Origin of the sequence: Streptomyces sp. CB02366 (assembly GCF_001905905.1) — a bacterium.
In the GTDB taxonomy this organism is placed as follows: Bacteria; Actinomycetota; Actinomycetes; order Streptomycetales; family Streptomycetaceae; genus Streptomyces.
Genome location: NZ_LIVT01000001.1, coordinates 1,104,500 through 1,129,334, shown reverse-complemented (window position 1 = coordinate 1,129,334; position 24,835 = coordinate 1,104,500). Strand labels below are relative to the sequence as shown.

Below are 24,835 nucleotides of genomic sequence, written 5' to 3'. Positions count from 1 at the left end.
GTCGTCCAGGAGGAGCGCGGTGTGTACCAGTGAGGCGCGGACCGCGACCGCGCCGAACAGATTGCCGGGACGCAGGAACGTCGTCCCCTCGTCCGCCCAGTCGTCCTTGGCGGCCTGCGGGGACTGGGCCGCCCCCAGCAGCCAGTGCCACCCGCGAGACGCTGCTCGAGCCCCAGCTCAACCGGGCCAGTCAGTTCATGCATCGCAGCAACTCCGGTACGGAGCCGTGGGTACGCTCAAGCACGGCGACTCCTAGTCAGTCGTCGCCCGGGGTAAGCGGCCATCACCGCTCCCGGGGCCTTGCCTCCCGAGAGTGCTTTTCTGCCGAATGCTGCGCGTGCCCATCGCGGGTATACCCATCATGGGTACGCCCCGTGGACCTCCCTCCCGCACAGTGGAGAGGAGCAGGCAGGAGAGCCGCATGACCTACCAGCCGCCGACAGCTCTGCCGCGCGACTTCCTTGACCAAGAGGACGTACATCGCGCGCTGGTAGCCCACGACTTCGGGACTGTCTTCCGCCTCGCACGCGAACGTGCCGGCATCTCGTACTCCAGGATTGCCACGGAGTGCGACATCAAGCCGAACCGCGTCGGGGAACTCGCAAGGGGCATCGGCCGGATCACGACGTTCGAGAAGATCATCCAGATCGCCAACGCCTTACGCATCCCTGGTCACGTGCTCGGCCTGGCTGCCCAGCCGTGGGAAACCGACTCTCCTGGACACACTGACGAGACGGGACACCCGCACGTGCGACGCCGAACGATCCTCCAGGCCGCCACCACCGGCCTCGCCGCCGCTCTCCCCTCACTCCACCGGCCGGAGCCACCCCGCCGCATCACCCCGGCCTATGTCAACCAGCTTCGCGCCCGCGCTGCCCGCCTCCGCCGCCTCGACATCGTCCTCGGAGGAGGCGACACCCACCGGGTGTACCTCGCAGAGGTCCAGCACACGAAGTCGCTGCTGCGCGACGCCCTGTTCACCGGCGATGCCCGCCAGAAGCTCACGAGCCTCCTGGCCGAGCAGGCGCAGCAAGCCGGGTGGGCAGCCTTCGACGGCGGCCGGGCCCGGGAGGCCAGGAGCCTGTACGAGGAGAGTCGGGCGCACGCCCGCGACGCCCACGATGACGACCTCTACGGCAATGCCCTGGCCTTCCTCGCGTATCAGGAACTCTCCGACGACCGGAGGGCCGCCGTCTCCGTCGCGCGAGCCTCCTGCGCCACGATCACTCCCAGCACCCCGTCCACCGTCCGCGCGCTCCTCTACGAGCGTCTGGCATGGGCCTGCGCCGTCGATGGCCAGGTAACCGACACCGAGCGCGCACTGGATGCCGCCCGTGTCGCCCTGGACACCACCGAGGAAGACGAGCCGCAACCGGACTGGTCAACCTGGGTCGACTACACGGAACTGGAGATCATGACGGGCCGGTGCTGGACGGAACTCAATCGCCCCCTGCGCGCCGTTCCTGTCCTCACCCGGGCACTCGACCGGTACTCCGACGACCACGCCCGGGACAAGTCCCTCTATCTGTCCTGGCTCGCACAGGCATACCTGACTGCCGGGGAGGTCGAGGAGGCCGCGAGGCACGTCAACCGGGCGGCCACTCTCGCATACGGGGTCGCATCACAGCGCCCCGCACAGCGACTCACGCCGCTGATCACCCATCTACGCCCGCACGCCAACATCGGGGCCGTCCGTGAACTCCTGGACCGCGACGCCGTCTAGGACGGCTCTACCGAAGCCTGGACCCACTGAAGGCACCGGTCGGCGCCCAAGACGATGGGCACGGCGCACACCTCCGGGTTATCCCAAGGGTGCTTGTCGAGAAGGTAGCCCTCCAGCTCGGGGTATCGGTCCTTCGTCGTCTTGAGAAGCAACTGCCACTCCTCTCCCGTGCCCTGCTCACCCAGGTGCCAGAAGACGCTGACGACGGGGCCCACCACCTGCGCCCCAGCCGCAAGGCGCTGCTCAACGGCACCGGCGGCCAGAGCGACCGCCTGCTCGCGAGTCTCTGTAGCTGTCGATACCTGCACGCATTCAGTCATGGCCGCGAGCCTACGAGAACGCCCCGCCTCCGTGGAGGTCGCTTTCAGCAACACGAAGGCGTCCCGGCTCGGAGAGCAGGGCACCTGCGCGCGGGCCCGTTGAGCAGCAGTAGCCTCCGGAGAAGGCGAACGATCAGACCGCGAACGGATACCCGCCGACGTCAGCGAGCCCGGCCGTACCCACGGGGGAGTACGACCGGGCTCGTCAGCGGCGCCACGAGGGGCCGCGTCGTACGGCTGCTTGGGGCGAAGCGCGCGGACCATCAGTATCCACCCGAATACGATCGGTGGTCCCCGCGCACGCGGGGGCGGGGCGAGGGGGATCGGGGCCGAAGCGCGGGTTCCGGGTCTCGGGATGCAAACCCCAAGGCCCGAGCTCCTTTTAAACCAGCTGGTAGTACACAGGGTTGGGTAAACCTCCCCGCTCTCCCGGCTCCGTCGCGGCCAGCAAGTATGACTAATGGTGACGGCTTGCGGCGCAGCGTGACGACTGTCTACGGTGCGAGAACCAAACGACCCCGACACGGTGTTGGAGCACCGGGCCAGGGTCTAACCGCAAGATCGTTAACCCAGAAAGCCGATCCATTGGCTACTCAGCACCTTAGCTCCGCCCCGTCCGCTCCAGCAGCCCCCCACGCCTACCCGATGGCCAGTCCGGGTTACGGCAAACGCTCCGCACCGAACCAGCAGCCACGCACCCGCGACGACTTCGCCCTGCTTCCGACCCGTGAGCGGTACGTGGCCGGGTTCATCGACCACCTCCCCGAGGGCGCGGCGATGAGCGTGAAGCAACTGGCCAGACAACTCCCGCTCTACGGCCAGCAGGCCGTCTCCACCGCGCTCAATGCCCTGTCCGTCGCGGGCCACCTGCGCCGCGTACGCTGCGCGGTCGGCACGGGCGACGAAGTGCGGTGGGCCTTCCGTACGTTCTGGTCCCGCACCGCGCGCGACAACGAGTGGTGGAACGCCCACCTCGCTGCGGAGAACGCCGCGCAGACCACCGCCCCGCCACCGGCCGCCCCGGGCGGCAACCCGACGCCCCCTCCGCCGTGGGCCCCGACCGCGGAACCGCCTCCCGCGCACCCGGAAGGCCCGGCAGGGGAACGGGCCCCCGGACCCGCCGCCGTACCGCACCGACGCACCCCGCTCCCCGCGCCCGACGCACCCCGCTCCCCGCGCCCGCCGCGTCCCGGCCCCGCGCCCGCCGCGTCCCGGCCCCGCGATGCCGACGCATCCCAACTCCACGACGCCGAACCGGCTCTGCCCCCGCAGGCCATGACTCACGCGCCACCCACCCGAGCCACGGTTCACGTGCCGCCCGCCGAGCCTGTCGCCCCCGTGCCGCCCGTCCAAGGCCCGGTCCCGGCGACGTTCCGAACCGCCCCTGAACCCGGGCCCTCCCCGGCCTACCTGGCGTTGGCCCGCCTGGGCCGCGACGACCACCGTCTCGCCCTCTCCGCCCACGACTGCGCCGCCCTCGAACCCCTCGCCACCGCATGGCTCGCACGAGGCGTCAGCGTCGACTACCTCACCAGCGCCCTCACCGCAGGACTCCCCGCGCAGATCGATTCCCCCGCCGGCCTCATCCGCCGCCGCCTCACCGACAAGATCCCGCCCCAACTCCCCACGCCAGAAACCGCCCGACCAGGGCCCGGCACCCCAGCGCCCGCCCGTCGCATCCTCATCGAATGCACCAACTGCGGCCGCCCCGGCCACCCCGAAGCCCTACCGGACGGCCTCTGTCGCCCCTGCCGCCACGCCCATGCCCATGCCCACGGCGACACCGCCACGCCCGCCCCCGCCGAAGTCGCCACCGTGAAAGCGCGTATGGCCAACCTCCGCACCCTCCTCAAGCCCGTCTGAATCCCGACCGGCAGGGTCGGCCCGCTACCCAGAACCACTCCGCAGGGCGCGGAGCCCCGCCTCTTGCGCTGAAGTCGTCCCGACGCGACCGGCAGCAGGCAGAATGACACCACCCGCACCCCAGACATGACCGTTTCGTAATCAAAGGTGAGGCATGCCGGTTTCTCAAGAAGTAAGCAAAAACCGCTACCCAGCCGCCTAAACCCGCAGGTCACGAACTGTGGTCCCCGCGCACGCGGGGGTGGTCCCTCGCAGAGCTGTACGGCGTGACGTACAAGACGGTGGTCCCCGCGCACGCGGGGGTGGTCCCGACGACATGGCGGTCCGCCTCGCCCGGTATGGGTGGTCCCCGCGCACGCGGGGGTGGTCCCTCGGCGGTCGCCGCCGCGTCGGGCTTGGCGGGGTGGTCCCCGCGCACGCGGGGGTGGTCCCGTGCGACGGGGCCCCGCCAGCGGGCCAGAAGCGTGGTCCCCGCGCACGCGGGGGTGGTCCCGCGGCGTAGGTCGCGGCCGCGAGCTTGGCCGCGTGGTCCCCGCGCACGCGGGGGTGGTCCCTGACGGTGTCGGCGTGGTCCATCCCCTTGACTGTGGTCCCCGCGCACGCGGGGGTGGTCCTCCGAGGGCGGTGGCGCTTGCCGCCGTGAGGAGGTGGTCCCCGCGCACGCGGGGGTGGTCCCGTCCATGGCGGCCTCTACCTGGGGAAGACCTCGTGGTCCCCGCGCACGCGGGGGTGGTCCCCTCGACATCCAGTGGGCCGACAAGCAGGGCGAGTGGTCCCCGCGCACGCGGGGGTGGTCCCGCTCGATCTCTTCGAGCGCCCGGCCGATCGCGGTGGTCCCCGCGCACGCGGGGGTGGTCCCGACTCCTACTTTCCCCGCGCGCTCGTCAAGGAGTGGTCCCCGCGCACGCAGGGGTGGTCCCGGATCCATCTCTTCGGACCGTGCCACTGAAGTGTGGTCCCCGTGCATGCGGGGGTGGTCCCAAGCACCTGCGGGAACGATGGCACCGAGATGGGTGGTCCCCGCGCACGCACCTTCTGCTTCATCCTTGACCAGCTGGCAGGCGTCGACCTCGACACCCTGACCATCCGGCCCCTCGGTCGGCTCGCGTGGTCGGACCCGGCTGCGAGACCTCGTCGCGCGCCCGCGTGACGGTTTCCACGGACGGTCGGTGGCGAGAGCCGTTTCTCATCGCTCGTGCAACCGGTACCTCATGGATTCAGGTTTGACAACATAGTGGTCCCCCCTTTCCGACCGGGGCCAATGCCCCGACGGCGGGTGGGGTTGAGGCCCGGGCGGTTCGGGGGTGCACCGGATGGTCCGGGGTGCCCGCACGCGGCGAGAGTGGGGCCCATGAACACGCGCACATTCCTGCTCAGCGCCCTGCTCGTCCCGCTCGGTGCCACCCTGGCCGTCTCTCCGGTCGCCTCAGCCACCACGCCTCCCGCCACGTCCACCGCCTCGGCTGCCGCCGCGCTCGCCGGCTCGCAGGAGGTCACGTCCGCCGCTTTCCGCTCTCCCGAGGCGGCCCTCAGCCGGGCGGCCCACCCGCTGCGGACCACCGAGCCCGGCGGTGGGCTGGCCGATCTGCGCCCGTTCGGCCGGATGGTCGGCGACGCCCGGGTGGTGGGGGTGGGCGAGGCCACCCACAGCTCGCACGAGTTCTTCACCGTCAAGCACCGGGCCTTCCGGTACCTGGTGGAGGAGAAGGGTTTCCGGGCGTTCGCCCTCGAAACCGCGTGGAGCACCGGATTGCGGATCGACGCCTACGTCACGCGCGGCGAGGGCGACTTGAAGCAGATCATGGACGAGGAGTTCCAGGGCGACTACCGGTGGTGGAACAACGCCGAGTATCGCGAACTCTTCCAGTGGATGCGCGCCTACAACGTCAAGCACCCGAAGGACCCGGTGCGCTTCGTCGGCGACGACGGCGGGTTCGCCGGTGCCGAACTGTACGACAAGGTGAGTGCCTACGCGGCCAAGGCCCGCCCCGAACTCGCCCCGCAACTCGCCGCACTGTACCGGGACCTGCGGCCCACCACCGAAGCCGAGAAGTACGTCAACGACTACTGGGCGAAGCCGCTGGCCACACGCAAGGAGCTCGCCGAGCGGGCCGGCCGGGCGGTGGGCCTGCTCAAGCAGCGGCCCGGCACGGGCGCCGACGCCGACGCGTACGCCTGGGCCCTCCAGCACGCCACCGCGATCCACCAGATGGCCACGCTGTTCGCCTTCGACCTGGACGGCCCGCAGGGCATCCGCGACGCGATGCTCCATCGCGACCGGGTCATGGCGGAGAACGTCGCCTGGTGGCAGCGGCGAACCGGCAACAAGATCATGCTCGCCGCCCACAACGGCCACATCGCCCTCAAGACCTACATTCCCGACCACTACCCGAAGGTCCAGGGCGAATTCCTCCGCGAGCTGCTGGGCAGCGGCTATGTGAGTGTCGGCCTCACCTTCGACCACGGCTCGTTCAACGCCTCCGGCCGGGACGGCGCCGCTCACCGCTTCAGTGTCGGCCCGGCCGTGCCCGGCACCGCCGAGCACACCCTCGACCGGGTGCGGTACCGCGACTTCATGGTGGACCTGCGCGGCACCCCCGCCGCGGCCCGGGCCTGGCTCGCCGCGCCGCAGACCGTCAAGAACATCGGCGCCACCTACCCGGGAATCGCGGACGCCCCGCAGGTCCGGTTCGCGGAGGCGTACGACGTCGTCGTGCACCTCCACCAGGTGGAGGCGGCCCGCATGCTCAAGTAGCACCGGGCCGCGCGCCACGGAGGTGCGTACGGCTCGGGTCCGTTCCGTTGTGGTCGGGCCGCGGCCTGCGGAGCGATCGATGCGACGGGCAGTCTGGGGTGACGGCCGGCCCCGAGGGCGACGAGTTCTGCGTGGCGGCGGCCCCGCGTAGCCTGGACGTCGTGAACGCCACTCCTGAGATTCTCGCCGTGCTCACCGACGTCCTCGCCGCCGTCGAGGACGATGAGCGCGGTGCGCTGTGGCATCTGGCCGAGCCCGGTCGGGAGTTGGACGCCAATCTGGTGCGGCTCCCCGCCGGCACCGAGGTCGGGGAGCATCAGGAGGACGTGCTCGACGTGCTCCTCGTCGTCCTGGAGGGCGGGGGGACGGCCCGGGCGGGCGGCCGTGACCTGGCTCTGGAGGACGGCACCGTCCTGTGGCTGCCGCGCACGTCCCGGCGCGCGCTGGTCGCGGGGCCGGACGGGCTCGGCTACCTCACCGTCCACCGCCGCCGCCCCGGCCTCGCCATCAAGCCGCCCAGCGGGGCGGACGAGGGCGGCGAGGGGCCCTGCATGCTGGACCGGGTCTGCCCCGGGTGCGGGCGGCTGTCGCAGGACCCCGCCCCGGTCTTCTGCAGCCGGTGCGGGGAGCGTTTCCCCGAGCGGTGAGCAGGGGGGCGGGGAGTCAGGGAGCGGTGAGCCGGGGAGTGGTCGGGCGGCAAGCGGCGAGCGGCAAACGGCAGGCGGCAAACGGTGGGCCGGGCGGGCTGGGCCGAGGACGTGAAGGCCCGAGGGTCCGCCGGCCCGAGGACCCAGCAGCCCCGTGGCCCCGTGGCCCGAGGACCCAGCAGCCCGTGGCCCGAACCCCGGCAACCCGGCGTCCCACGGGCCCGGCGCCCCCCCTGGGACGCCCGGCCCGCCGAACCGCCGCTCAGAACCCCGCGCACTCCGTCAGGTCCGGGCGCCCCGGCGGGTTCTCGTTGCCCACCAGGCCCGACAGGTTCTCCTTGTACATGTCCTCCCAGATCCGGCCGGCCAGGATCGTCCGCAGCGCCGAGCACACCTCGCCCTTGAGCCCCCGGGTCTTCGGCCGCATCGCCACGCCGTAGCCCTCCGCGCCCTGGATGTTCTCCAGGCGGCGCACCTTCCCCGGGTTGGCCTCGACGTACCCGGCGAGGATGATGTCGTCCGAAGCCACCGCGTACACGTCGGACTTCGGGTCCAACAGCTTGTCCAGGCAGTCCTGGTAGGTGTTGGGCTGCGACTTCGCCATGGTGAAGCCCAGCTTCGGCAGCGCCTTCTCGTAGGTCGACTCCCGCGCCGTGCACACCTCCACGTCCAGGTCCCGCAGGTCGCTGGAGTCGTTGATCGTGTACTTGGCCGACTTCTCCCGTACCAGGAAGCCCCGGCTCGCCTCGTAGTACGGACCCGCGAAATCGACGCTGTAGCCGCCCGGGGAGGCCGTCTTGCGGTCGTCGGTGATGCTGTACGAGGCGATGACCAGGTCCACCTGCTTGGTCTTCAGGGCGGTGCTCCGGTAGTCCGTGGCGACCGTGGTGAAGGCGACCTCGCCCTTCCCGTAGCCCATGCTCTCCGCGATGGCGTAGGCCAGGTCGATGTCGTACCCCTTGTACGTACGCGACTTCCGGTCGAAGATGCTCAGCCCCGGCTGGTCGTCCTTGACGCCGATCTTCAGGGTGGGGTGGGTGTCCTTCCACCGTTCCTGCGTGCCGCTCCCGGCCGTGCCGCCGCCCCCTCCCCGGCCCCCGTCCTCTCCCTGGCCCTGGGTGGCCGCGGAGCCGCCGCCGCTTCCCCCGCCGTCGTCGTCGCCCTGCGAGACCAGCCAGCCCGCGCCGGCCAGCAGCGCCAGGCACACGGCAGCCGCCGCCGCCTTCCAGCCCCGCCGGCCGTGGCCTCCCCCGTTCGCCGCCGCCGCACGAGGGGCGGGCGGGGGCGTGGGGCCGGGGGCGGGAGGAGCGACGGCCGGGGCGGGGGAGGGGGGCGACGGGTTCGGCGTGTCCGGTGTCGCGGCCGCCGTCGGCGGGTGCGTCTCCGGGCCGGCCACGCCGGCGTGCGGCGCGGCCGGATCCCCGAGCACCTCGCGGAGCATCGCCTCGGCCGTGGCCGCGTCCAGCCGTTCGCGCGGGTCCGTGGCCAACAGCCCCTGGATGACCGGGGCGAGGGGCCCGGCGTACCGGAGGGCCGGGTCGGGGGACTGCCGGATGTTCTCCTGGACCTCCCACACCTCGTGCCCGGCGAAAGGCGCCCGGCCCTCCACCATCTCGTACAGCGTGACGCCGAGCGCCCACAGGTCGGAGGCGGGCGTGGGGCCCGGAGAGGTGGGGGCGAACAGTTCGGGCGCCAGGTACGGAGGGGTGCCGATGACACTGCCGGACCGGGTCACCCGGTCCGCGCCCTCGAAGGTGGCGATCCCGAAGTCCACCAGGATCACGAGACCGTCGTCCCGTACGAGGACGTTGCCCGGCTTCACGTCGCGGTGGACGACCGACGCCGCGTGGACCGCCCGCAGGCCCTGGACGATCTGGAGGCCGATGTTCGCCGCCCTCGGCACGGCGAGGACCCGTTCACTGCTCAAGAGGTCGCCCAGCGAACGCGCTTCGAGCAGCTTCATCACGATCCAGATCTGGTGGTCGGTCTCCACCTGGTCGTGGACCGTCACCACGTTCTGGTGCTCGATCTTGGCGATGGCCTCCGCCTCGCGCCGCGCCCGCTGCATCGCCGCCGCTTGCGTGCCCGCGGTCATGGCGTTCCGGTCGAGCAGCCCCTTCACGGCGACGAACCGGCGCAACCGCAGGTCACGGGCCTTCCAGACCTCGCCCATCCCGCCGCTGCCGATCGGCTCCAGCAGCTCGTAGCGGCCGTCGATCACGGTCCGGGCGGCGGGCGGACCGGCTTCGGGGTCCGGGGAGTGGTGCGGTCGGCCGTCGTGTGCCCGCCCGTCGTCCGCGCGGCGGTCGTGTTCCCGACCGTCGTCCCCCTGCCCGCCGTATGCCCGGTCGGCCCTGTCTTCGTTGCGCATACGACCCCCTGTGCACTGCGTGGACCAGGCCAGATTAGACGTGTTGCGGCGCGTTCGGACGTGCTGACGGGACGTCGTGTTCCCGAGCGTGGTCCACCGGCGCGCCTCGACGGCGGGAAGCCCTCCCGTACGGCGTCAGGACGCCGCGCCGCCGTTGCTCTTGAGTAACTGGCCGTTGATCCACTGGCCTTGGGGGGAACAGAGGAAATCCACCAGGTGGGCGGTGTCGCGCGGGGTGCCGAGGCGGCCGAGGGGAGTGCCCCGCACCAGGGCCTCGCGCAGGCCGTCGGTCATCCAGCCGGTGTCCACCGGGCCGGGGTTGACGACGTTCGCCGTGACCCCGAGGTGGGCCAGCTCGTGCGCGGCGGCCAGCGTGATGCGGTCCAGCGCGCCCTTGCTCGCCCCGTACGGGAGGTTGCCGACGGTGTGGTCGCTGGTGAGCGCCACGATCCGGCCCGTCGCGGGGCGGGGGGCGGGGTCGGAGGCGGCGGTCGGGCCAGCCGGCGAGTCGCCCGGAACGCCTTCCCGAGCGTCGGCCGTGGCACCCGGCGTGCCGTCCGGAACGCCGCCTTCCGTGCCGCCCGGCACGTCTCCCGTACCGCCCGGCACGCCGTCTCCCCCTACGCCCCGGAAGCGCAGCCCGTACTCGCGGATCAGCAGCCAGCTCGCCCGCGCGTTCACCGTGAAGTGCCGGTCGAACGCCTCCACTGTGGTGTCCAGCAGACCCGAATCCACCGACTCCGCGTGCGAGAGGATCAGCGCGGTCACCTGCCCGCCGAGGCGCCGCTCGACCTCGTCGAAGATGCGCGCCGGGGCCTCGGCGTCGGTCAGGTCCGCCTCGATCGCCGCCGTACGGGCCCCCGCCCCGGCCAGCTCGTCCGCGATGGACGCGGCGGCGCCCGGCTCGGCGCCCCACGCCATACGGCGGTCGTACGGCGTCCAGTAGGTGAAGGCCACGTCCCAGCCGGAGGCCGCCATCCTGCGCGCGATGCCCGCGCCGATGCCGATGCTGCGGCCGACGCCGGTGATCAGCGCGATGGGGCGGGCCGGGGCGGTCGAAGGCTGCTCGGCGGTCGTCACACGGCGATCCTTCGCGCCCCGTACGTGTACGTCAACGGGCTTTCCGGAGACCCGGACGGACACTCCTGCGCCTGTGATGACCTGTGAAGTCCTGCGCTGACCTGCGGCGACCCGTCTTCCTTGTGGGCCGACACGATCTTTGTGTTTCCGTCCTGCGGAGTCCGCTCCTAGCGTGGGCGGAGAAAAGCGGAAACCGCGATGAAAGGGCTGAACGGACCGTAGTGGGCCTTTCGGGGCGCGTGCAGGTCCGAAACAGGCGAACGAATGAACGAACGAGAGAGGGATCTCCCATGGGGGAGCAGCAGCAGGCGCTGAACGGCAGGACCGCGGTGGTCGCCGGAGGCGCGAAGAACCTGGGCGGCCTCATCAGCCGCACGCTGGGTGAGGCCGGCGCGAACGTCGTCGTCCACTACCACGGTGAGAACACCGCCGCCGACGCCGAGAAGACGGCGGAGTCCGTACGGGGCGCCGGCGCGCAGGCCGTCGTCGTCCGCGAGGACCTGACCCGCGTGGAGGGGGTGCGGAGCCTCTTCGACCAGGCGCTGGACGCCTTCGGCGGGGTGGACGTCGCCGTGAACACCACCGGGATGGTGCTGCGGAAGCCGATCGCCGAGACGACCGAGGAGGAGTACGACCGCATGTTCGCGATCAACTCCAAGGCGGCGTACTTCTTCCTCCAGGAGGCCGGGGCGCGCCTCAACGACGGCGGCCGCATCGTCAGCCTGGTGACGTCCCTGCTCGCCGCCTTCACGGACGGCTACTCCACCTACGCGGGCGCGAAGGCCCCGCTGGAGCACTTCACCCGTGCGGCGGCCAAGGAGTTCGCGCCGCGCGGCATCTCCGTGAACAACGTGGCCCCCGGACCGATGGACACCCCGTTCTTCTACCCGCAGGAGACGCCGGAGCGCGTGGAGTTCCACAAGTCCCAGGCGATGGGCGGCCGGCTCACGGAGATCGAGGACATCGCGCCGCTGGTGAAGTTCCTGGTCACCGACGGCGGGTGGATCACCGGTCAGACGATCTTCGCCAACGGCGGTTACACGGTCCGCTGACCGCCCGCCCGTCCTGACCCGTGACGTGTCGGCCGCCGGCCTGCCCCTTGACCGCTGCTCCGGTCCGGTCGGGGGCCGGCACCCCCTGACCGGTCAGCTTCCGGCCGGCCGGCTCCTTCCCCTCAGGGCTGTCCCGTCAGCCGATCCTCGTCGTTCCACCGATCCTCTCCGGCGTACAGGAGGCCGCGTTGAGTCTGGACCTGCGCAAGCTGGAGCACCTCGTCGCCGTCGCGGAGGAGGGCGGGTTCACCCGCGCGGCCGAACGGCTGCACCTCAGCCAGCAGGCGCTGAGCACCTCCGTCCGCACGTTGGAACGGCACGTCGGGGTCCGGCTCCTGGACCGGAGCCACCAGCACGTCACCCCCACCCCGGCCGGGCAGGCCCTCATCGAGGACGCCCGCGCCCTGAACGCCCAGGCGCTCGCCGCCCTGGACCGCGCCCGTCGTATCGGCCGGGGCCGGGCGGGGCACCTGCGTATCGGCCACACCCCGGCCGTCACCGCCGAGGAGGTCGTGGAGCTGCTGACCCGAGCCCGTACGGAGGAGGAAGGCATCCAGGCCCATGTCCGCCAGCTCTTCCCCGACGAACTGCGCGAACAACTGCTCACGGGCGCCTGCGACGTGGGGCTGAGCCGCGCGATGCCCGCCGGTACGGGGTTGACGCGGGCCCGGATCGCGGAACACCGTCTGCGGGTCGCCGTACCGGCCGGACACCCGCTGGCGGCCCGAGCCTCGGTGGCCGTCGCCGACCTGCGCGACCAGCCCCTCACGGTGTGGGGCGAGCCCGGCTCGTCCGCGTACACGGACCTGTTGATCGGCCTCTGCCGCCGGGCGGGCGTGGAGCCGGACACGCGCCGCAACCCGGTCCAGGGCACGCCCCCGGTCACAGCCGTCACCGCGACCGGCCGCATCGCCTTCGTCACGACGCCGCCGGGCCCGGCGGCGGGCGGCGCGGCGCGGGTCGTCGATCTCGTCCCGCCCGTGCGGGTTCCGGTCCACGCTCTGTGGCCGACGCATACGACGTGTCCGGGGCGGGACCTGTTCCTGAGCCGGGTCGGGTCCGGGGGCGAGGGGTGAAGGGTGCGGGGTGGGGCGCCCCGCCGGGCCGGCGACAGGTGACCGGGGGGCGAGGCCGGTGACGGGGGGCAGAGACGTCCCGACATGCGATGACGGGGGCGCCGACAGAGACTCGGGTGGGATTCCGGGACACCCGCTCCCGGACGGGCGGCCGAGGAGGAACACGATGACCCCATCGATCAGCGACCCGGTGGTGGAGAGGTTCGTCGCCGCGGTGAACGCGGGCGACAAGGACGCCTTCTTCGCCGACGTCCTCACCGAGGACGCCACCATGTCCGACGACGGCAGTGAACGGGACCTGGCGGCCTGGACGGAGAAGGAGATCTTCTCCCCGCAGGCCAACGGGCGCATGAAGGTCGTGGAAGCCTCCGACGACGGCCGCAGCCTCGTCGTCGACTACACCAACGATGCCTGGGGCACGATGCGGACCCGGTGGATCTTCACGGTCACCGACGGCCGCGTCAGCCGCTTCGAGACGGGCCAGGCACCGGCCTGAGACCGCGTACCCGGGGGTGCGCGGCCGTCTCCCGTAGGGCGGCGTGCGATGTGGTCCTTCGCGGACGTCGGTGTGCGACACGGTCCCGTGCTGAGGGCGGCTTGCGGCACGGCCCGCCCCGGATGGCGGTGTGCGGCACGGTCTTTTCCTCACGGCGGCGTGCGGCACGGCCCGCGCACCCGGCGGCGGCCGGGGCCGTTCACATGCGGCGGTAGGTGCGTCCGCCGCGCCGGGGCAGGGACGCGGGGTCGTCGGCGCCGCTCCGGGTGATGCTCAGTGCGAGGTGGATCTCGGCGCGCACGGTGGCGTCGGCGAGATTCCGCGCGAGATGTTCGGCGCACCGGCCGATCCAGTTGGCCAACGTGGTGCGGTGGACGTGCAGCTCAGCCGCGGCGGGGGCGGTGCGGGCGTGATGGCGCAGCCAGCAGGTCAGGGCGATCCGCAGGTGCGGCTCCAGGCCGCCGACGAGACCGCCGGCCCAGCTCCGTACGGCCTCGGTGTCCAGGAGCCCGCCCGGCAGCACGTCCAACCGGGCCGGGCCGGGCGGCACAGGGGCGTCCCCGGCCCCCTCCCCGGTTCCGTCCACGGCGGGCGCGCGGAGGGCGAGCAGCAGGTGGGCCCGGACGGTGACGTCCTCCAGGTCCGCGTCGAGCAGACGCGCGAACTCGCGTACCCGGGCCCGTACCGTTCCGGCGGACAGGCCGAGGGCCGCGGCGGCACGGGGGGTGCTGCCGGTGCGGAGCCACACCAGGAGCAGGTGCCGGTGGGCCGGGTCCAGCGGACGCAGTGCGGACGCCGCCCACCGCGTGTACGGGGCGGTGGGCAGGAGCGGCGCGAGCCGGGGCGCGCCGACCGCGTCGGCGGGGACGATGCGGTGGTCGGGGGTGGCGCTGTGCCGGGCGGCGGCCGCGTCGCCGTAGGCGGTGGACATCTCGGGCAGCGGCAGGGGCCCCGCCATGCCCGCGAGCATGCCGTGCCGCTCGCACACCCGCGAGACCAGGCGCAGGAGGCGGCCGTCGTCGGCGCCGCGGTGCACCTCGGCGACGACCAGCTCGCCGTCGATCCGGCCCAGCAGCGTGCAGGCGTCGGTGTGCGGGGCGAGAGCGGGGCGTACGGCCCGCCAGAGGACCTGGTGGGCGGCGGGGGCGTCGTCGCCGGTGAGCCGGTAGACGGTGACGTGCGAGTACCCGCTCCCGCCCAGGGCGTCCACGACGGCGTCGGTGTGCCCGGCCAGCAGCAGCCGCAGAAGGGTGGTGTGCAGCCGCATCTGCTCTCCGCGCAGCTCCGCCGCCCGCTGCCCGCGCACTTCCAGGAGCGCCGCCGTGGTCGCGGCGACGTGGCTGGTGTGCCCGGGGGGCGTGGCCGGTGCGGGCGTCAGGACGAGAACGGCGCCGGCGGCGGGGAGTTGGACGCTGTACGGGTGTTCCTGCGGGGCCGCCGCCGCGTGGACGCCGTTGGCGGCAGCGGCGGCGGGGGAGCTGTAGACGGCCCCGGCGATCGGGTCGGCCAGCACGGCCCACCCCTGGACCAGGGACGCGGCCTCGGCGATCAGACCGGCCCCGGAGCCGGTCGCCGCACGCAGCAGCCGGCCCGCCGTCTCCCACCCGTCGCGGGCGCCCCACGGGCCGGGGTCCCCGTGGTCGGTCGTGCCTGTGGTGCTCATGCGCAAGCCTCTGCGGCCGTGCGCGCCGCGTCCGGGGAGGTCCCGGGCGCGGCGCGGCGGTTGCGTACGTGGATCGTGGGCCGTGGATCAGGGGATGCGGGCGACCGCGCCCCACCCGGCTCGGGCCGTGGTGGTGCCGGTGTTGGCGTCGGGCCGCCAGTTCGGCCAGGACACCATGCCCGGCTCCACCATCTCCAGCCCCTCGAAGAACGCGACCGTCACCTCCGGCTCACGGAAGATGTAGGGGATCGCGCCACTCGCGTTGTACTCGTCCTGGACGGCCCGGTGGGCGTCGTCGGAGGCGGTGGAGTGGCTGAGCGAGAGGTAGCTGCCGGAGGGGAGGCGGTCCACCAGGCGGCGGACGAGGGAGAGGGCGTCGTCCCAGTCCACGATGTGTCCGAGGACGTCGCTGATCACGAGGGCGACCGGCCGGGTCAGGTCCAGGGTCTTCGCCGCCCCGGCGAGCACGGCGTCGGTGTCGCGCATGTCCGCCTCGACGTACGCGGTCGCACCCTCGGGGGTGCTGGTCAGCAGGGCGTGGACGTGCAGGAGCACCAGCGGGTCGTGGTCGACGTAGACGATCCGGGAGTCGGGGGCTATCCGCTGGGCGACCTCGTGCGTGTTGTTCGCGGTCGGCAGCCCCGCGCCGACGTCGAGGAACTGCCGGATTCCCGCGTCCCGGGCGAGATAGGTGACCGTGCGGCGGAGGAAGTCGCGCGACTCCCGGGCGAACGTCTCGATCAGCGGGTACTTCTCCCGGTACGCGTCGCCCGCCGCTCGGTCCGCGGGGAAGTTGTCCTTGCCGCCGAGCCAGTAGTTCCAGACGCGTGCCGAGTGCGCGACGCTCGTGTCGATCTGGGCGGGCAGTTCCGGCCCATTTCCGTCAGGCCCATTTCCGGTCGTACTCATCCTGCAACACCTCTCCTGTTCGGGCCGGCCGCATCGCCATCACGCACGACACGTCCAGCATTCCCTGATACGTCTGCACCGGGTGCGGACTGTCCCACACCTCCGCCGTTCCGGGCAGGCCTCCCTCCCGCACCACATGGTCCGCGATCTCCCGCACCTCCACCCGGTACAGGCTCAACGCCGGTACGCCGGTCAACGGGTGCGGGGGTGCGTACTCCGGGTGCAACTGCACGGTCACGTCGCCCCGTTCGGCGATCCGGCACAGGGCCCGCATCTGCTCGCGCATCACCTCGTCGCCGCCCACGCGGCAGCGCAGGGCGGTGACGGGAAGCAGCGCCCACAGCCTCGTCTGCTGTTCTCGGAGCCGCTTTTGACGCTCCATCAAGAAGTCCGCCCGCCGACGCCGTACGGACTCGTCCTGATCCGGACGCGTGATCGCGTCGACGGCCATCGCGTACGCGGGGGTGCGCAGCAGCGACGGAACCAGCGCCGGGTTCCAGGTGCGCACGACGCCCGCGGCGGACTCCACGCTCATCACGTCCATCTGCCAGGGGTCCATCGCGTCCCGCCACGGATGCCACCAGCCGGGCAGGTTGGCGGAGTTCAGCCGCCCCATGATGTCGTCGGTCTCGGCCGCGCCCGCCCCGTAGACGGCGAGCAGGGCGGACACCTGGCCTCCGTCGAGGGAGGTCTGCGCCTGTTCCAGCCGCCGCAGCGTCGAGGGGTGCCAGCCCAACTGGGCCGCGGCCTGCGGTACGGACAGCCCGGCGCCCTCCCGCAGACGCCGCAGGCGAGCCACCAGGACCAGATGCCGCGCTGTCCGGCCCGATCTCTCGCGCGCCACCGCGCCCCCCGATTCGGCTCGAACTACCCGACATTCCGCGCAGCTTGCGCGGAATGCACACAGCGCACCTTGCGACGTTCGCACGGCGCTCCCAAGGTAAGCATGTCCGACCGTATTCCACGTCCGCCGGGAGAGACAGGTTCGATCTTGGCCCCACCTCCTCCGCCGCTCCCGACTCCCGTGTCCGCCAACGGCTGTGGCCCCGTACCGGCCCGGCCCGCCCACCGGTCCCGTTCCCACGCCCGTCCGTCGCTCCGCACCGCCCCGGCTGTCTCGTGCACTGCCGTTCCACGCACCGTCGTTCCGGCGGCCCGTTCTCTGGAGCCCACCTCATGAACCACGTGACCGACCTGACCGAACTCTCCGACCTGGCCCCCCTGACCCATCCGAGGCTCCGGTCCGTCGTCACTGGTCCGATGTCCGCTCCGCCCCGCCCGCTCGACCTGCGTGTCCGCGCCCAGCGCATCCAGATCGACGAACTCGTCGTCGACGATCCGCACCGGGTGCTCGCCCACGCCCAGCAGGCCGCTCTCGACGACCCGGACATGGCCGCGCAGTTCGGACACGGCCCGATGGACTCGATGACGCTCTCGGCCGCGGCGGCGCTCCTGTGCGCGCTGTACGACACCGACGCCCTCACCACCATGGGGCTCCGCCTCACGCGGGAGACCACCCGCGTCTCGGCCTCCAACCAGCAGTCGGAGCCGGTGTCGCTGGTGCGGACGACCACGGTGGAGCGGAACGACTGATCCTCCGGTCGGACGGAGGGCGTTCTCGCGGCGGGCGTGTTCCGCTGCGCGGGACTGCTCGGCCGGTGGGCCGCCGGCCGCGTCCACAAGGCCGGTGTCCGTGGCGCCGGGCGACACGGTGCCGCCCGTGATGCCCGTACGCCCGTCACCCGTCGGCTACCGCACCTCCACCCGGTCCCCGGCCGACGAGTTCGCGCCGGACGTGGTGTTGCCGAAGTACGTCCAACGCCACGTCCCGGACGCGCCCGCCTTCACCGTGGTCCTGAGCGCCCCCGTGCCGTTCGACACCGCCTTCTTGACCGTCTTGTACGAGGAGGCGCCCGCCGCCTTGAACTGGAGGCTCACCGTGCGGCCCGCGTACCCCTGGTACGTGTGGGTGTCCCAGTTCGCCCGGGTGACCCGGCCGGTCACGGTGATCGTCCCGCCCTTCCGGACCGGCTCCGGGGAGGCGTTGACCGTGACCCGGGTGGCCCGCTGGACGTGGAGCGGGAGCTTCTGGTCGTCGATGTCCTCGGTGTCCTTGGAGAGGCTCACCCTGGCCGCGGTCTTCCAGGTGCCCGCGTCCTCGTTGCCGAAGTCGTAGTGGCGCGGATCGATGGTCAGCCATTCCTCGAAGTCGCAGACGCCCTTGGCCTGGTCCACGACCTCGCAGTCGTTGGTGATGATGGAATTCCACAGCGTTTCGCTGGAACCCACCGCGCCCCGGTAGGGGAACACCATCGGCCCGAACCTGTACTTCAGCTTGGTCGTCATCCGGAAGGTCACGTACAGCTCGACCTCCTTCTTCACTCCGAGCACGATCGGCTTCCCGCCGTTCACCGTGACCCGGCTGAAGGAGACCCCGCCCTCCGCCGCCCCGGCCGGCACGGCCGCCACCCCGGTGAACACCGCCGCCGCCCCGCCGGCCACCGCCGCTCTCCACACCGTCTTGCGCATCATCCGGCCCCGCCCCGCTTCTCTCCTGCCAAAGGCCTTCCTCCGGCTGACTGTGTGACCGGGGACGGTTCTCCTCGGTTGTAGGGGGAGCGGCAACGATCTGATCACCGCGGCACGTCCGGACCGGTGACCGGCGGTGAGCACGCGGACGATGAGCCACTCGTCCTCCACGGCGCGGACGCCCCGGCGGTCACTTCGGGCCACGTTATGGACCACCGCCCTTGACGGCGAGCAAGAGTTTTCGGCCCGAGGAGTGCGTTCGCCGGCCTCCCGCTGTTCCGCGGAGGGACCGGTCGCACGCGCTCCGCGTATTCCGGGCCCACCACCGCCCGCCTCCTCTGCGGGGGTTTTCGCTGGTTCCCTTCTCGCGCGCAGGAGGGTCTGCCTGCGGAACGGGTGGACGAGCCGGTGGAGGCCGAGGCGTCGAGTCGCTGATCACCCAGCTCCCTCGCAGGCCCGGATGAAAAGGGTTGCTCGCCGTTCGCCGGTGAATTCCGTGGGCGGCCGCCCTTTCGGAATCACGGTTCACGCCTGGACAAGGCTGCCGCAGGACAGTTCCGTTCTGTCCAGAACAGGGCGGGGCTTCTGGTGGCCGTTTCCTCGCCGTGCCAGTGTGTCGCCGCATCAGCCCGACGCGGTCTGTTCCATGACGAACCGCACCGACCAAGGAGAAAACATGAGCATGCGGTCCTCGACGCGGTTCCGTGGCGCGTTCACCGGTGCAGCCGTCTGTTCGGCCCTCGCTCTCGGGACCGTGCTGGCCGGCCCCGGCACCGCGGCCGCCTCGACGGAGACGGGACGGAACGCGACGGCCGTCTCGGTGCAGGCAGCATGCTCGGTCTACTGGAAGGTGGGCGTGGACTACGCGGGGCTGACCGCGGGCTACAGCTGGGCGTGGAACGTCGTGATCAGTCAGGGGGCCACCGGCGACCGGGTCCGGGAGATCCAGTGCCTCCTCGGCTATCACGGTCACGGCGTGACGGTCGACGGGCAGTTCGGCCCGGGGACCAAGAGCGCGGTCACCGCGTTCCAGCGCGCTCGGGGAATCGGAGCGGACGGCATCGTCGGGCCGTCCACCTGGCGCCAGCTGCGGAAGTAGGGAATCCGGTCCCGCGGTCCCGGCACCGCCATCGTGGCGCCGGGGCCGCGGGCCGTGAGCGCGTGGGACGCCTGGGGTGACACGCTCGACCCCTGCCCCTGCCCCGGCCGCGTACCGCGTTGACCCGTGCCGCGCGGCAGCCGAAGATCGCTGGTGTGAACCCGCCTCCCGACGTACCCCCGAACCAGCCCCCGTCGCCCTGGACTCCGCCTCCGTCGCCCTGGGCCCCGCCGTCGGCCCCGGCCGAGCCGTCGCGTCCGGCCGGCCCGCCGATCCCGCCGCCCCCGGCGTCCTGGCAGGGCGGCTGGGACGCGCCCCCGCCCTGGGGCCGTCCGCCGTCCGGCCCGGTGCGCGCGCCCTCGGGCTCCCGCTACGACGAGCAGGGGCGCAACGGCCAGGGCGGGCGGTTCGGCTGGCTGGGCGAGGTGGTGGTCGCCCTGCTGCTGGTCGTGGGAGGCGTCCTGGCCGTCACCCTGATCGGCGTGGTCATCGCCGAGGTGCTGGACGCGGGGCCCGACTCGGCGGACAGCCACCTCTTCTTCGAGGACCCGGTCGCCGACCTGACCATCTCGCTCCTCGGCATCGCGATCGGCATACCCGTCGTCATGGGCGTCGTCCGGCTCCTGGGCCGCCGCCCCGCCGGAACCCTGTCCTCCGTCGTCGGGCGGCTTCGCTGGGGCTGGCTCGGGTGGTGCGCCGCCGTGGGCGTCCCGCTGATCATCCTGCAGATCGGGCTGCTGATCGCGTGGACCTGGGACTCCGAGCCGCTCACCGAGTCGGGCGGAGGCTTCCCGGGCTGGCCCTACTTCCTGCTGAGCCTGGCCGTGGTCCTGGCGCTCGTCCCGTTCCAGGCCGCAGCGGAGGAGTACGTCTTCCGGGGCTGGCTGGTCCAGGCGATCGGCCGGACGGTGCGTTCGCCGTGGCCCGCGATCGTCGTGGCGTCCCTGCTGTTCGCCCTGGCCCACGGGTTCGGCGAACTCTCCGGATTCCTCCTGCTGTTCTACTCGGCCATGTGGTGGGGCTGGCTGGTGATCCGCACCGGCGGCCTCGAAGCGGTGATCGTGCTGCACACCGCCAACAACCTGCTGGCTTTCGGCCTGGCGGCGGGCTTCGGGGACCTCGACGACAGCAGCACCGCAGCCGACGCCCCCTGGCAGGCCCTCGTCCTGGAACTCGTCTTCGCCCCGCTGTACTGCCTGATCGTCGCGAAGCTCGCGGAACGGCGCGGCGTCGAGCGGGTCAGCCCCTGAGGCGCGGCCCGCCCCGCTCCTCCCACAGCCCGCCCCGCCCTCGCGGCTCGCACCCCGCGTCGTCACCGTTCCGCGTCGTCCGCCGTCCCCCGCCGCAACCATTCCGCCCCTCACACCGCGTTCAGCGCCACCGTGGGGTGCAGGCGGGCCGCGCGGATCGCCGGATAGAGGCCCGCGACGACGCCGATCAGCAGGGTCGCGGCCAGGCCGCCCGCCAGGGACCAGGGCGGGATCACCGCCGTCCACCCCTGCACCCGTGCGAACCCGTAGGTCGCGCCCGCCCCCAGCAGGGCTCCCGCCGCCCCGCCCAGTGCGGACAGCAGCAGCGACTCCGTCAGGAACTGGAGCCGGATCGCGTTGCGCGTCGCCCCCAGCGAACGGCGCAGGCCGATCTCCTGGCGGCGCTCCAGCACGGAGACGACCATCGTGTTGGCGACGCCCACCCCGCCGACCAGCAGGGCCACCGCGCCCAGCCCGAGCATCAGGGTCCTCAGCCCTGTGTCGGCCGCCGCCCGGGCCGCCAGCGCGTCCGAGGGGCGCGAGACCCGGACGGCGGCCTCGTTGCCGGGGCTGACCGTACGGGCCAGCACCGCCCGCACGTCCTCCACCGAGGCGTCCGTGGAGCGCTCGAAGACGGTGGTGGGGCGGCCGTCGAAACCGAAGTAGCGCTCGGCGGCCGGGAATCCGACCAGCGCCACCCGGTCCAGGGTCGGGACCAGCTCGACGGGTTCGAGGATGCCGACGACGACCACGCGCACGTCGTTCATCATGATCGTCTCGCCGGGGCGCGTGATGCCGATCCGGTCCGCCGCCACCGCTCCCAGGACGGTCGTGGGCAGCCGCTCCCCGGCCGGCGTCAGCCAGGTGCCCCGGGCGACCTCGCCGCCGAGCGTGGAGAGCAGATCGGTCCGGGCCGCCTGCGCGGTGACCCCGGCGGTGCGCTCCTCGGGGACGACGTCGCTGCGGCGGATCCGGGCGTCGACCTCGGCGGTGGCCGTGGCGTGGAGCACCGGGCCGATCCGCTCGACCATCGCCACCGCGTTCTTCGGCAGCTCGACCGTGCCGCCCATCGGGGTGTCGCCCGCCTCGGCGGTGAGGAGGTTGGTGCCGAGCCGGTCGAGCCGGGACATCAGGTCCGCGCGGCTCGACTCGGACAGGCCGACGACCGCGACCATCGTCGCGATGCCGATGGCGATGCCGAGCGCCGAGAGCACCACCCGGGCCCGGCGCGCCCGCAGACCGACCGCGCCGACGCGCAGGACGTCCCGGGCGGAGAGCCGGGCGGGTTTCAGACCGCGGGCCATGCGTCCACCCCCGTACGTATCGCGGAACCCTCGTCCGTACGGACCGGGGGACTCTCCCCCGTACGGGCCGGGGGACTCTCGTCCGTACGGGCCGGGGGGCTCTCCCCCGTACGGACCGGAGAGCCTTCGTCCGTACGGGCCGGGGAGCGTCCGTCCGTGCGTACGGGAGAGCGCTCGTCCGCGACCACCTCGCCGTCCCGGAAGCGGACCCGCCGCGGCAGCGAGGCCGCGATCTGCTGGTCGTGGGTGATCACGCAGACCGTGGTGCCGGACGCGTTCAGCTCGTGCAGCAGCTCCATGACGACGGCGCCGGACGCGGTGTCCAGGGCCCCGGTCGGCTCGTCCGCCAGCAGCAGGCCGGGCTCGCCGACCAGGGCGCGGGCGATGGCCACGCGCTGCTTCTCGCCGCCGGACAGTTCGTTCGGGGTGTGCGAGGTCCGGTGACCCAGGCCCACCCGGTCCAGTGCTCGGCGCGCTCTCTCGCGCCGCTCCCGGAGGGCGGCGCCCGTGTACAGCAGCCCGTCGGCGACGTTGTCCACCGCGTCGCGGCCCGCCGCCAGGTGGAAGTGCTGGAACACGAAGCCGATGTGGCGGGCGCGCAGGGCGGAGAGGCGGGCGTCGGAGAGCGTGGACACGTCGTAGCCGGCGACCCGGACCGTGCCCGTGGTGGGCCGGTCCAGGGTGCCCATGACGTTGAGCATCGTGGACTTGCCGGAGCCGGACGGGCCGACCACCGCGAGGAGTTCGCCCTCGTGGACGGTGAGGTTCACGGAGCGCAGGGCGTGGACGCCGCCGGGGTAGGACTTGGAGGCGTCGCGGAGCTCGACCACGACCGGTCGCGGCACGGACGGGGCCGGGCGGTGTGCGGTCACGGCTTCGCCACCCCGACCTTCATGCCCACGCGCAGCCCGTCCCCGCTGACCTCGATCCGCCCGTCCGCCGTCATGCCCGTCTCCACCCGGATCATCTCGGACGTCCTGCCGCGGACGACCTGGAGTCCGTACCCGCCGTTCTCGCCGCGCAGCGCCACCACCGCCTCGACCGGCACCGCGAGGACCCCCTCGCGGGCCTCGCTGACGAAGGTGACGCTGGCCGTCGCCTCGGCGTCCTCGCCGGACACGGCCCGGGAGCCGCCGTCCAGGACGACCTCCACGGTGATGCCCTCCTGGCCGCCGCCCTCGGCGGCGTCGTCGCCCGCCGGGCGTACCGTCCCCGCGACCTTCCCGCTCTCGGTCCGCCCGCTCGGCAGGGTCACCTCCACCTTCGTGCCGCGTGCGGTGAGCGCCCCGTCCGTCTGCTCCAGCTGCGCCCGTACGACCGGCTTGGTGGAGGCGATCGTCAGGACGGGGGCGTCCGGGCCGACCTGGTCGGCGAGGGCCGCGTCGGCGGAGACCACCGTGACCTCGTCGGGCTGGAAGACGACGTCGCCCCGGCCGACCCTGCCGGTGGTCTCGCGGTTGAGCTGCTTCTGCCACCGCTTGACGGCGGCCTCGGTGTCGGGGCCGTACTCCGTGTCGACGTACAGTCCCGCCCCGTACCCCAGGTCCCGGAGATTGCGCTCCAGTTGGAGTACGTCGCTGCCCCGGGCGCCCGCCTTCATCTCGCGGAACGCCGGTACCGGCCCGTAGAGGAGCGTCACCGGCTTGTCGTTCAGCTCGTACAGGGCCTCTCCTCTCCGTACGGTCGTCCCTTCGGCGGCCGCCACCGTGACCGTGCCCTCCACGGCGGCCTTGACGGCGCGGCGCTGGGCGAAGTCGATCCGGCCGTCGACGGTCTTGGAGAGGACGAGGTCGGTGCGGACGACGGTGGCCGTGGCGGGCGGCAGGCCCTCGCCGTCCCGGTCCTCCGCGCCCGCCCCGCCGCCGACGCCGAGGAGCAGGACGCCCCCGGTGACGGCGGCGGTCACCGCGCCCAGGGCGAGAAGGGCGGTGGTGGAGCGTTTCACTGCATCCCGTCCAGTCCGTCGAGGAGCTTCGGCGCGCACGCCTCACGGGCCTTCTTGTACGCGGGCGACTCGGAGTCGATGACCGGGGAGCCCGGGTTCGGGTCGCCGCCGGGGATCGCGTTGCCCCCGGACATCACCGGGTTGGTGAACCGGCTGACGCCGTTGTCCCGCATGCACTGGGCGTGCGCGAGCATCGATTCGTAGGACTTCTGCTGGTCGCGCTTGGGCTCGGCGGCCATGGACGCCTGGAGTTCGGGCAGGCAGACGTTGTTCTTCCCGGCCTTGATGCCGTGGTTGCGGCCGGGCTGGGAACCCAGCTCGTTGACCTTGGCCCAGTCGAGGTAGCCGCTGAGCTTGGGGTCGGGGTACTCCGGGTAGCCGCCCTCGGCGCGCATGCACCGGACGAACGCGACCTGGGCGTCGTAGTAGGCGCTCTTGCCGGCGGGCTTCGCGCTCGGCGTGCTCTCCGCCCCGGCGGTGCTCTCCCCGGAGGGCTCGGCCTTCGGGGACGGTACGTCGGCGATCGCGTCGCGGCCCTTGGCCCCGGCGTCGTCGTCGCTTCCGCCGCAGGCGACGGTGAGGGCGAGTACGGGTACGGCCACGAAGGCGGCCAGGCGGAGCCCGGCGGTGGTGGGGAAGCTCATGGGCCCCACGCTGGCCGCCCCGCGTGATGGCCGGTGCATGGGCACGTGATGGGAACGTAACAATGCCTCCGACCTGCGCCCCGGGCCCCGGGTGGGGGAGACGGAGAGG

21 protein-coding genes and 1 CRISPR repeat array are annotated in these 24,835 nt (G+C 72.7%); of the genes, 10 read left to right on the top strand and 11 right to left on the bottom strand.

Annotated features, from left to right (window positions below; all coding sequences use genetic code 11):
• The first annotated feature begins 421 nt into the window (after positions 1-421).
• Positions 422-1,723, top strand: a complete 1,302-nt coding sequence (locus AMK24_RS04990) for a helix-turn-helix domain-containing protein (protein WP_073765283.1) — start codon at positions 422-424, stop codon at positions 1,721-1,723.
• On the opposite strand, the gene cutA is transcribed toward AMK24_RS04990, so the two are convergent.
• A complete protein-coding gene (gene cutA, locus AMK24_RS04985) occupies positions 1,720-2,043 on the bottom strand; it encodes a divalent-cation tolerance protein CutA (RefSeq protein WP_199876368.1) in 324 nt (107 codons plus the stop codon). The genes AMK24_RS04990 and cutA overlap by 4 nt on opposite strands.
• Positions 2,044-2,628: 585 nt before the next feature.
• On the opposite strand from cutA, the gene AMK24_RS32530 reads away from it, so the two are divergent.
• From AMK24_RS32530 to AMK24_RS04965, 3 genes are all read left to right on the top strand, one after another.
• Complete coding sequence (locus AMK24_RS32530) at positions 2,629-3,906, top strand: MarR family transcriptional regulator (protein ID WP_079190422.1); 1,278 nt, start codon at positions 2,629-2,631, stop codon at positions 3,904-3,906.
• A 220-nt stretch (positions 3,907-4,126) separates the two neighbouring features.
• Positions 4,127-4,887: a CRISPR direct-repeat array (repeat unit 29 nt; unit sequence GTGGTCCCCGCGCACGCGGGGGTGGTCCC).
• Between the two features lie 370 nt (positions 4,888-5,257).
• Positions 5,258-6,661 carry an erythromycin esterase family protein gene (locus AMK24_RS04970; RefSeq protein WP_073765281.1) on the top strand — a complete coding sequence of 468 codons (1,404 nt, stop codon included), beginning with the start codon at positions 5,258-5,260 and terminating at the stop codon, positions 6,659-6,661.
• A 161-nt stretch (positions 6,662-6,822) separates the two neighbouring features.
• The gene (locus AMK24_RS04965) at positions 6,823-7,308 is read left to right on the top strand and encodes a hypothetical protein (protein ID WP_073765701.1); all 486 of its coding nucleotides are present in this window, start codon (positions 6,823-6,825) and stop codon (positions 7,306-7,308) included.
• 262 nt (positions 7,309-7,570) lie between these two features.
• Here AMK24_RS04965 and AMK24_RS04960 read toward each other — a convergent pair whose 3' ends face one another.
• Complete coding sequence (locus AMK24_RS04960) at positions 7,571-9,679, bottom strand: serine/threonine-protein kinase (protein ID WP_073765279.1); 2,109 nt, start codon at positions 9,677-9,679, stop codon at positions 7,571-7,573.
• 135 nt (positions 9,680-9,814) lie between these two features.
• Positions 9,815-10,759 (bottom strand): SDR family oxidoreductase, encoded by a 945-nt coding sequence (locus AMK24_RS04955; protein WP_073765277.1) that lies wholly within the window; start codon positions 10,757-10,759, stop codon positions 9,815-9,817.
• A gap of 290 nt (positions 10,760-11,049) precedes the next feature.
• On the opposite strand from AMK24_RS04955, the gene AMK24_RS04950 reads away from it, so the two are divergent.
• The 3 genes from AMK24_RS04950 to AMK24_RS04940 all read left to right on the top strand — a co-directional run bounded on the left by AMK24_RS04950 (position 11,050) and on the right by AMK24_RS04940 (position 13,383).
• Positions 11,050-11,811, top strand: coding sequence for an SDR family oxidoreductase (locus tag AMK24_RS04950; RefSeq protein ID WP_073765275.1), 762 nt, complete (start codon positions 11,050-11,052; stop codon positions 11,809-11,811).
• A gap of 188 nt (positions 11,812-11,999) precedes the next feature.
• On the top strand, positions 12,000-12,887 hold the full coding sequence (locus AMK24_RS04945; RefSeq protein ID WP_073765273.1) for a LysR family transcriptional regulator: 888 nt from the start codon (positions 12,000-12,002) through the stop codon (positions 12,885-12,887).
• 166 nt (positions 12,888-13,053) lie between these two features.
• Entirely contained in the window at positions 13,054-13,383 is a 330-nt protein-coding gene (locus tag AMK24_RS04940) for a nuclear transport factor 2 family protein (RefSeq protein WP_073765271.1), read from the top strand.
• Between the two features lie 199 nt (positions 13,384-13,582).
• Here AMK24_RS04940 and AMK24_RS04935 read toward each other — a convergent pair whose 3' ends face one another.
• The 3 genes from AMK24_RS04935 to AMK24_RS04925 form a co-directional block, all read right to left on the bottom strand.
• Positions 13,583-15,046: a helix-turn-helix domain-containing protein gene (locus tag AMK24_RS04935; protein ID WP_073765269.1), complete on the bottom strand. Its 1,464-nt coding sequence runs from the start codon at positions 15,044-15,046 to the stop codon at positions 13,583-13,585.
• An 87-nt stretch (positions 15,047-15,133) separates the two neighbouring features.
• Positions 15,134-15,955: an SAM-dependent methyltransferase gene (locus tag AMK24_RS04930; RefSeq protein ID WP_073765267.1), complete on the bottom strand. Its 822-nt coding sequence runs from the start codon at positions 15,953-15,955 to the stop codon at positions 15,134-15,136.
• A complete protein-coding gene (locus AMK24_RS04925; RefSeq protein WP_073765264.1) occupies positions 15,930-16,799 on the bottom strand; it encodes a helix-turn-helix domain-containing protein in 870 nt (289 codons plus the stop codon). The genes AMK24_RS04930 and AMK24_RS04925 overlap by 26 nt, the downstream gene beginning before the upstream one ends.
• 332 nt (positions 16,800-17,131) lie before the next feature.
• Here AMK24_RS04925 and AMK24_RS04920 point away from each other — a divergent pair, with 332 nt between their 5' ends.
• Complete coding sequence (locus tag AMK24_RS04920) at positions 17,132-17,548, top strand: hypothetical protein (RefSeq protein WP_073765262.1); 417 nt, start codon at positions 17,132-17,134, stop codon at positions 17,546-17,548.
• Positions 17,549-17,704: 156 nt separating this feature from the next.
• On the opposite strand, the gene AMK24_RS04915 is transcribed toward AMK24_RS04920, so the two are convergent.
• Complete coding sequence (locus AMK24_RS04915; RefSeq protein ID WP_073765699.1) at positions 17,705-18,484, bottom strand: hypothetical protein; 780 nt, start codon at positions 18,482-18,484, stop codon at positions 17,705-17,707.
• A gap of 676 nt (positions 18,485-19,160) precedes the next feature.
• Here AMK24_RS04915 and AMK24_RS04910 point away from each other — a divergent pair.
• On the top strand, positions 19,161-19,583 hold the full coding sequence (locus AMK24_RS04910) for a peptidoglycan-binding domain-containing protein (RefSeq protein ID WP_073765260.1): 423 nt from the start codon (positions 19,161-19,163) through the stop codon (positions 19,581-19,583).
• Between the two features lie 347 nt (positions 19,584-19,930).
• Complete coding sequence (locus AMK24_RS04905; protein ID WP_073765258.1) at positions 19,931-20,833, top strand: CPBP family intramembrane glutamic endopeptidase; 903 nt, start codon at positions 19,931-19,933, stop codon at positions 20,831-20,833.
• A gap of 110 nt (positions 20,834-20,943) precedes the next feature.
• Here the strand turns inward: AMK24_RS04905 and AMK24_RS04900 are convergent, their stop codons facing one another.
• From AMK24_RS04900 to AMK24_RS04885, 4 genes are read right to left on the bottom strand one after another with little or no spacing between them, the layout of a single operon-like run.
• Positions 20,944-22,137, bottom strand: coding sequence for an ABC transporter permease (locus AMK24_RS04900; protein WP_073765256.1), 1,194 nt, complete (start codon positions 22,135-22,137; stop codon positions 20,944-20,946).
• The gene (locus AMK24_RS04895; protein WP_079190421.1) at positions 22,122-23,009 is read right to left on the bottom strand and encodes an ABC transporter ATP-binding protein; all 888 of its coding nucleotides are present in this window, start codon (positions 23,007-23,009) and stop codon (positions 22,122-22,124) included. Before AMK24_RS04895 ends, AMK24_RS04900 begins: the two co-directional genes overlap by 16 nt.
• On the bottom strand, positions 23,006-24,082 hold the full coding sequence (locus AMK24_RS04890; protein WP_073765254.1) for a peptidoglycan-binding protein: 1,077 nt from the start codon (positions 24,080-24,082) through the stop codon (positions 23,006-23,008). Before AMK24_RS04890 ends, AMK24_RS04895 begins: the two co-directional genes overlap by 4 nt.
• Complete coding sequence (locus AMK24_RS04885) at positions 24,079-24,726, bottom strand: hypothetical protein (protein ID WP_073765252.1); 648 nt, start codon at positions 24,724-24,726, stop codon at positions 24,079-24,081. The genes AMK24_RS04890 and AMK24_RS04885 overlap by 4 nt, the downstream gene beginning before the upstream one ends.
• Positions 24,727-24,835 lie beyond the last annotated feature (109 nt).

Excerpts from the sequence above, each read along its gene's own strand:
- AMK24_RS04970 (WP_073765281.1), top strand. The coding sequence starts at position 5,258 with ATGAACACGCGCACATTCCTGCTCAGCGCCCTGCTCGTCCCGCTCGGT.
- AMK24_RS04960 (WP_073765279.1), bottom strand. The coding sequence starts at position 9,679 with ATGCGCAACGAAGACAGGGCCGACCGGGCATACGGCGGGCAGGGGGAC.
- AMK24_RS04940 (WP_073765271.1), top strand. The coding sequence starts at position 13,054 with ATGACCCCATCGATCAGCGACCCGGTGGTGGAGAGGTTCGTCGCCGCG.
- AMK24_RS04915 (WP_073765699.1), bottom strand. The coding sequence starts at position 18,484 with ATGCGCAAGACGGTGTGGAGAGCGGCGGTGGCCGGCGGGGCGGCGGCG.
- AMK24_RS04930 (WP_073765267.1), bottom strand. The coding sequence starts at position 15,955 with ATGAGTACGACCGGAAATGGGCCTGACGGAAATGGGCCGGAACTGCCC.
- cutA (WP_199876368.1), bottom strand. The coding sequence starts at position 2,043 with ATGACTGAATGCGTGCAGGTATCGACAGCTACAGAGACTCGCGAGCAG.
- AMK24_RS04910 (WP_073765260.1), top strand. The coding sequence starts at position 19,161 with ATGAGCATGCGGTCCTCGACGCGGTTCCGTGGCGCGTTCACCGGTGCA.
- AMK24_RS04990 (WP_073765283.1), top strand. The coding sequence starts at position 422 with ATGACCTACCAGCCGCCGACAGCTCTGCCGCGCGACTTCCTTGACCAA.
- AMK24_RS04900 (WP_073765256.1), bottom strand. The coding sequence starts at position 22,137 with ATGGCCCGCGGTCTGAAACCCGCCCGGCTCTCCGCCCGGGACGTCCTG.
- AMK24_RS04950 (WP_073765275.1), top strand. The coding sequence starts at position 11,050 with ATGGGGGAGCAGCAGCAGGCGCTGAACGGCAGGACCGCGGTGGTCGCC.
- AMK24_RS04920 (WP_073765262.1), top strand. The coding sequence starts at position 17,132 with ATGAACCACGTGACCGACCTGACCGAACTCTCCGACCTGGCCCCCCTG.
- AMK24_RS04885 (WP_073765252.1), bottom strand. The coding sequence starts at position 24,726 with ATGAGCTTCCCCACCACCGCCGGGCTCCGCCTGGCCGCCTTCGTGGCC.
- AMK24_RS04935 (WP_073765269.1), bottom strand. The coding sequence starts at position 15,046 with ATGAGCACCACAGGCACGACCGACCACGGGGACCCCGGCCCGTGGGGC.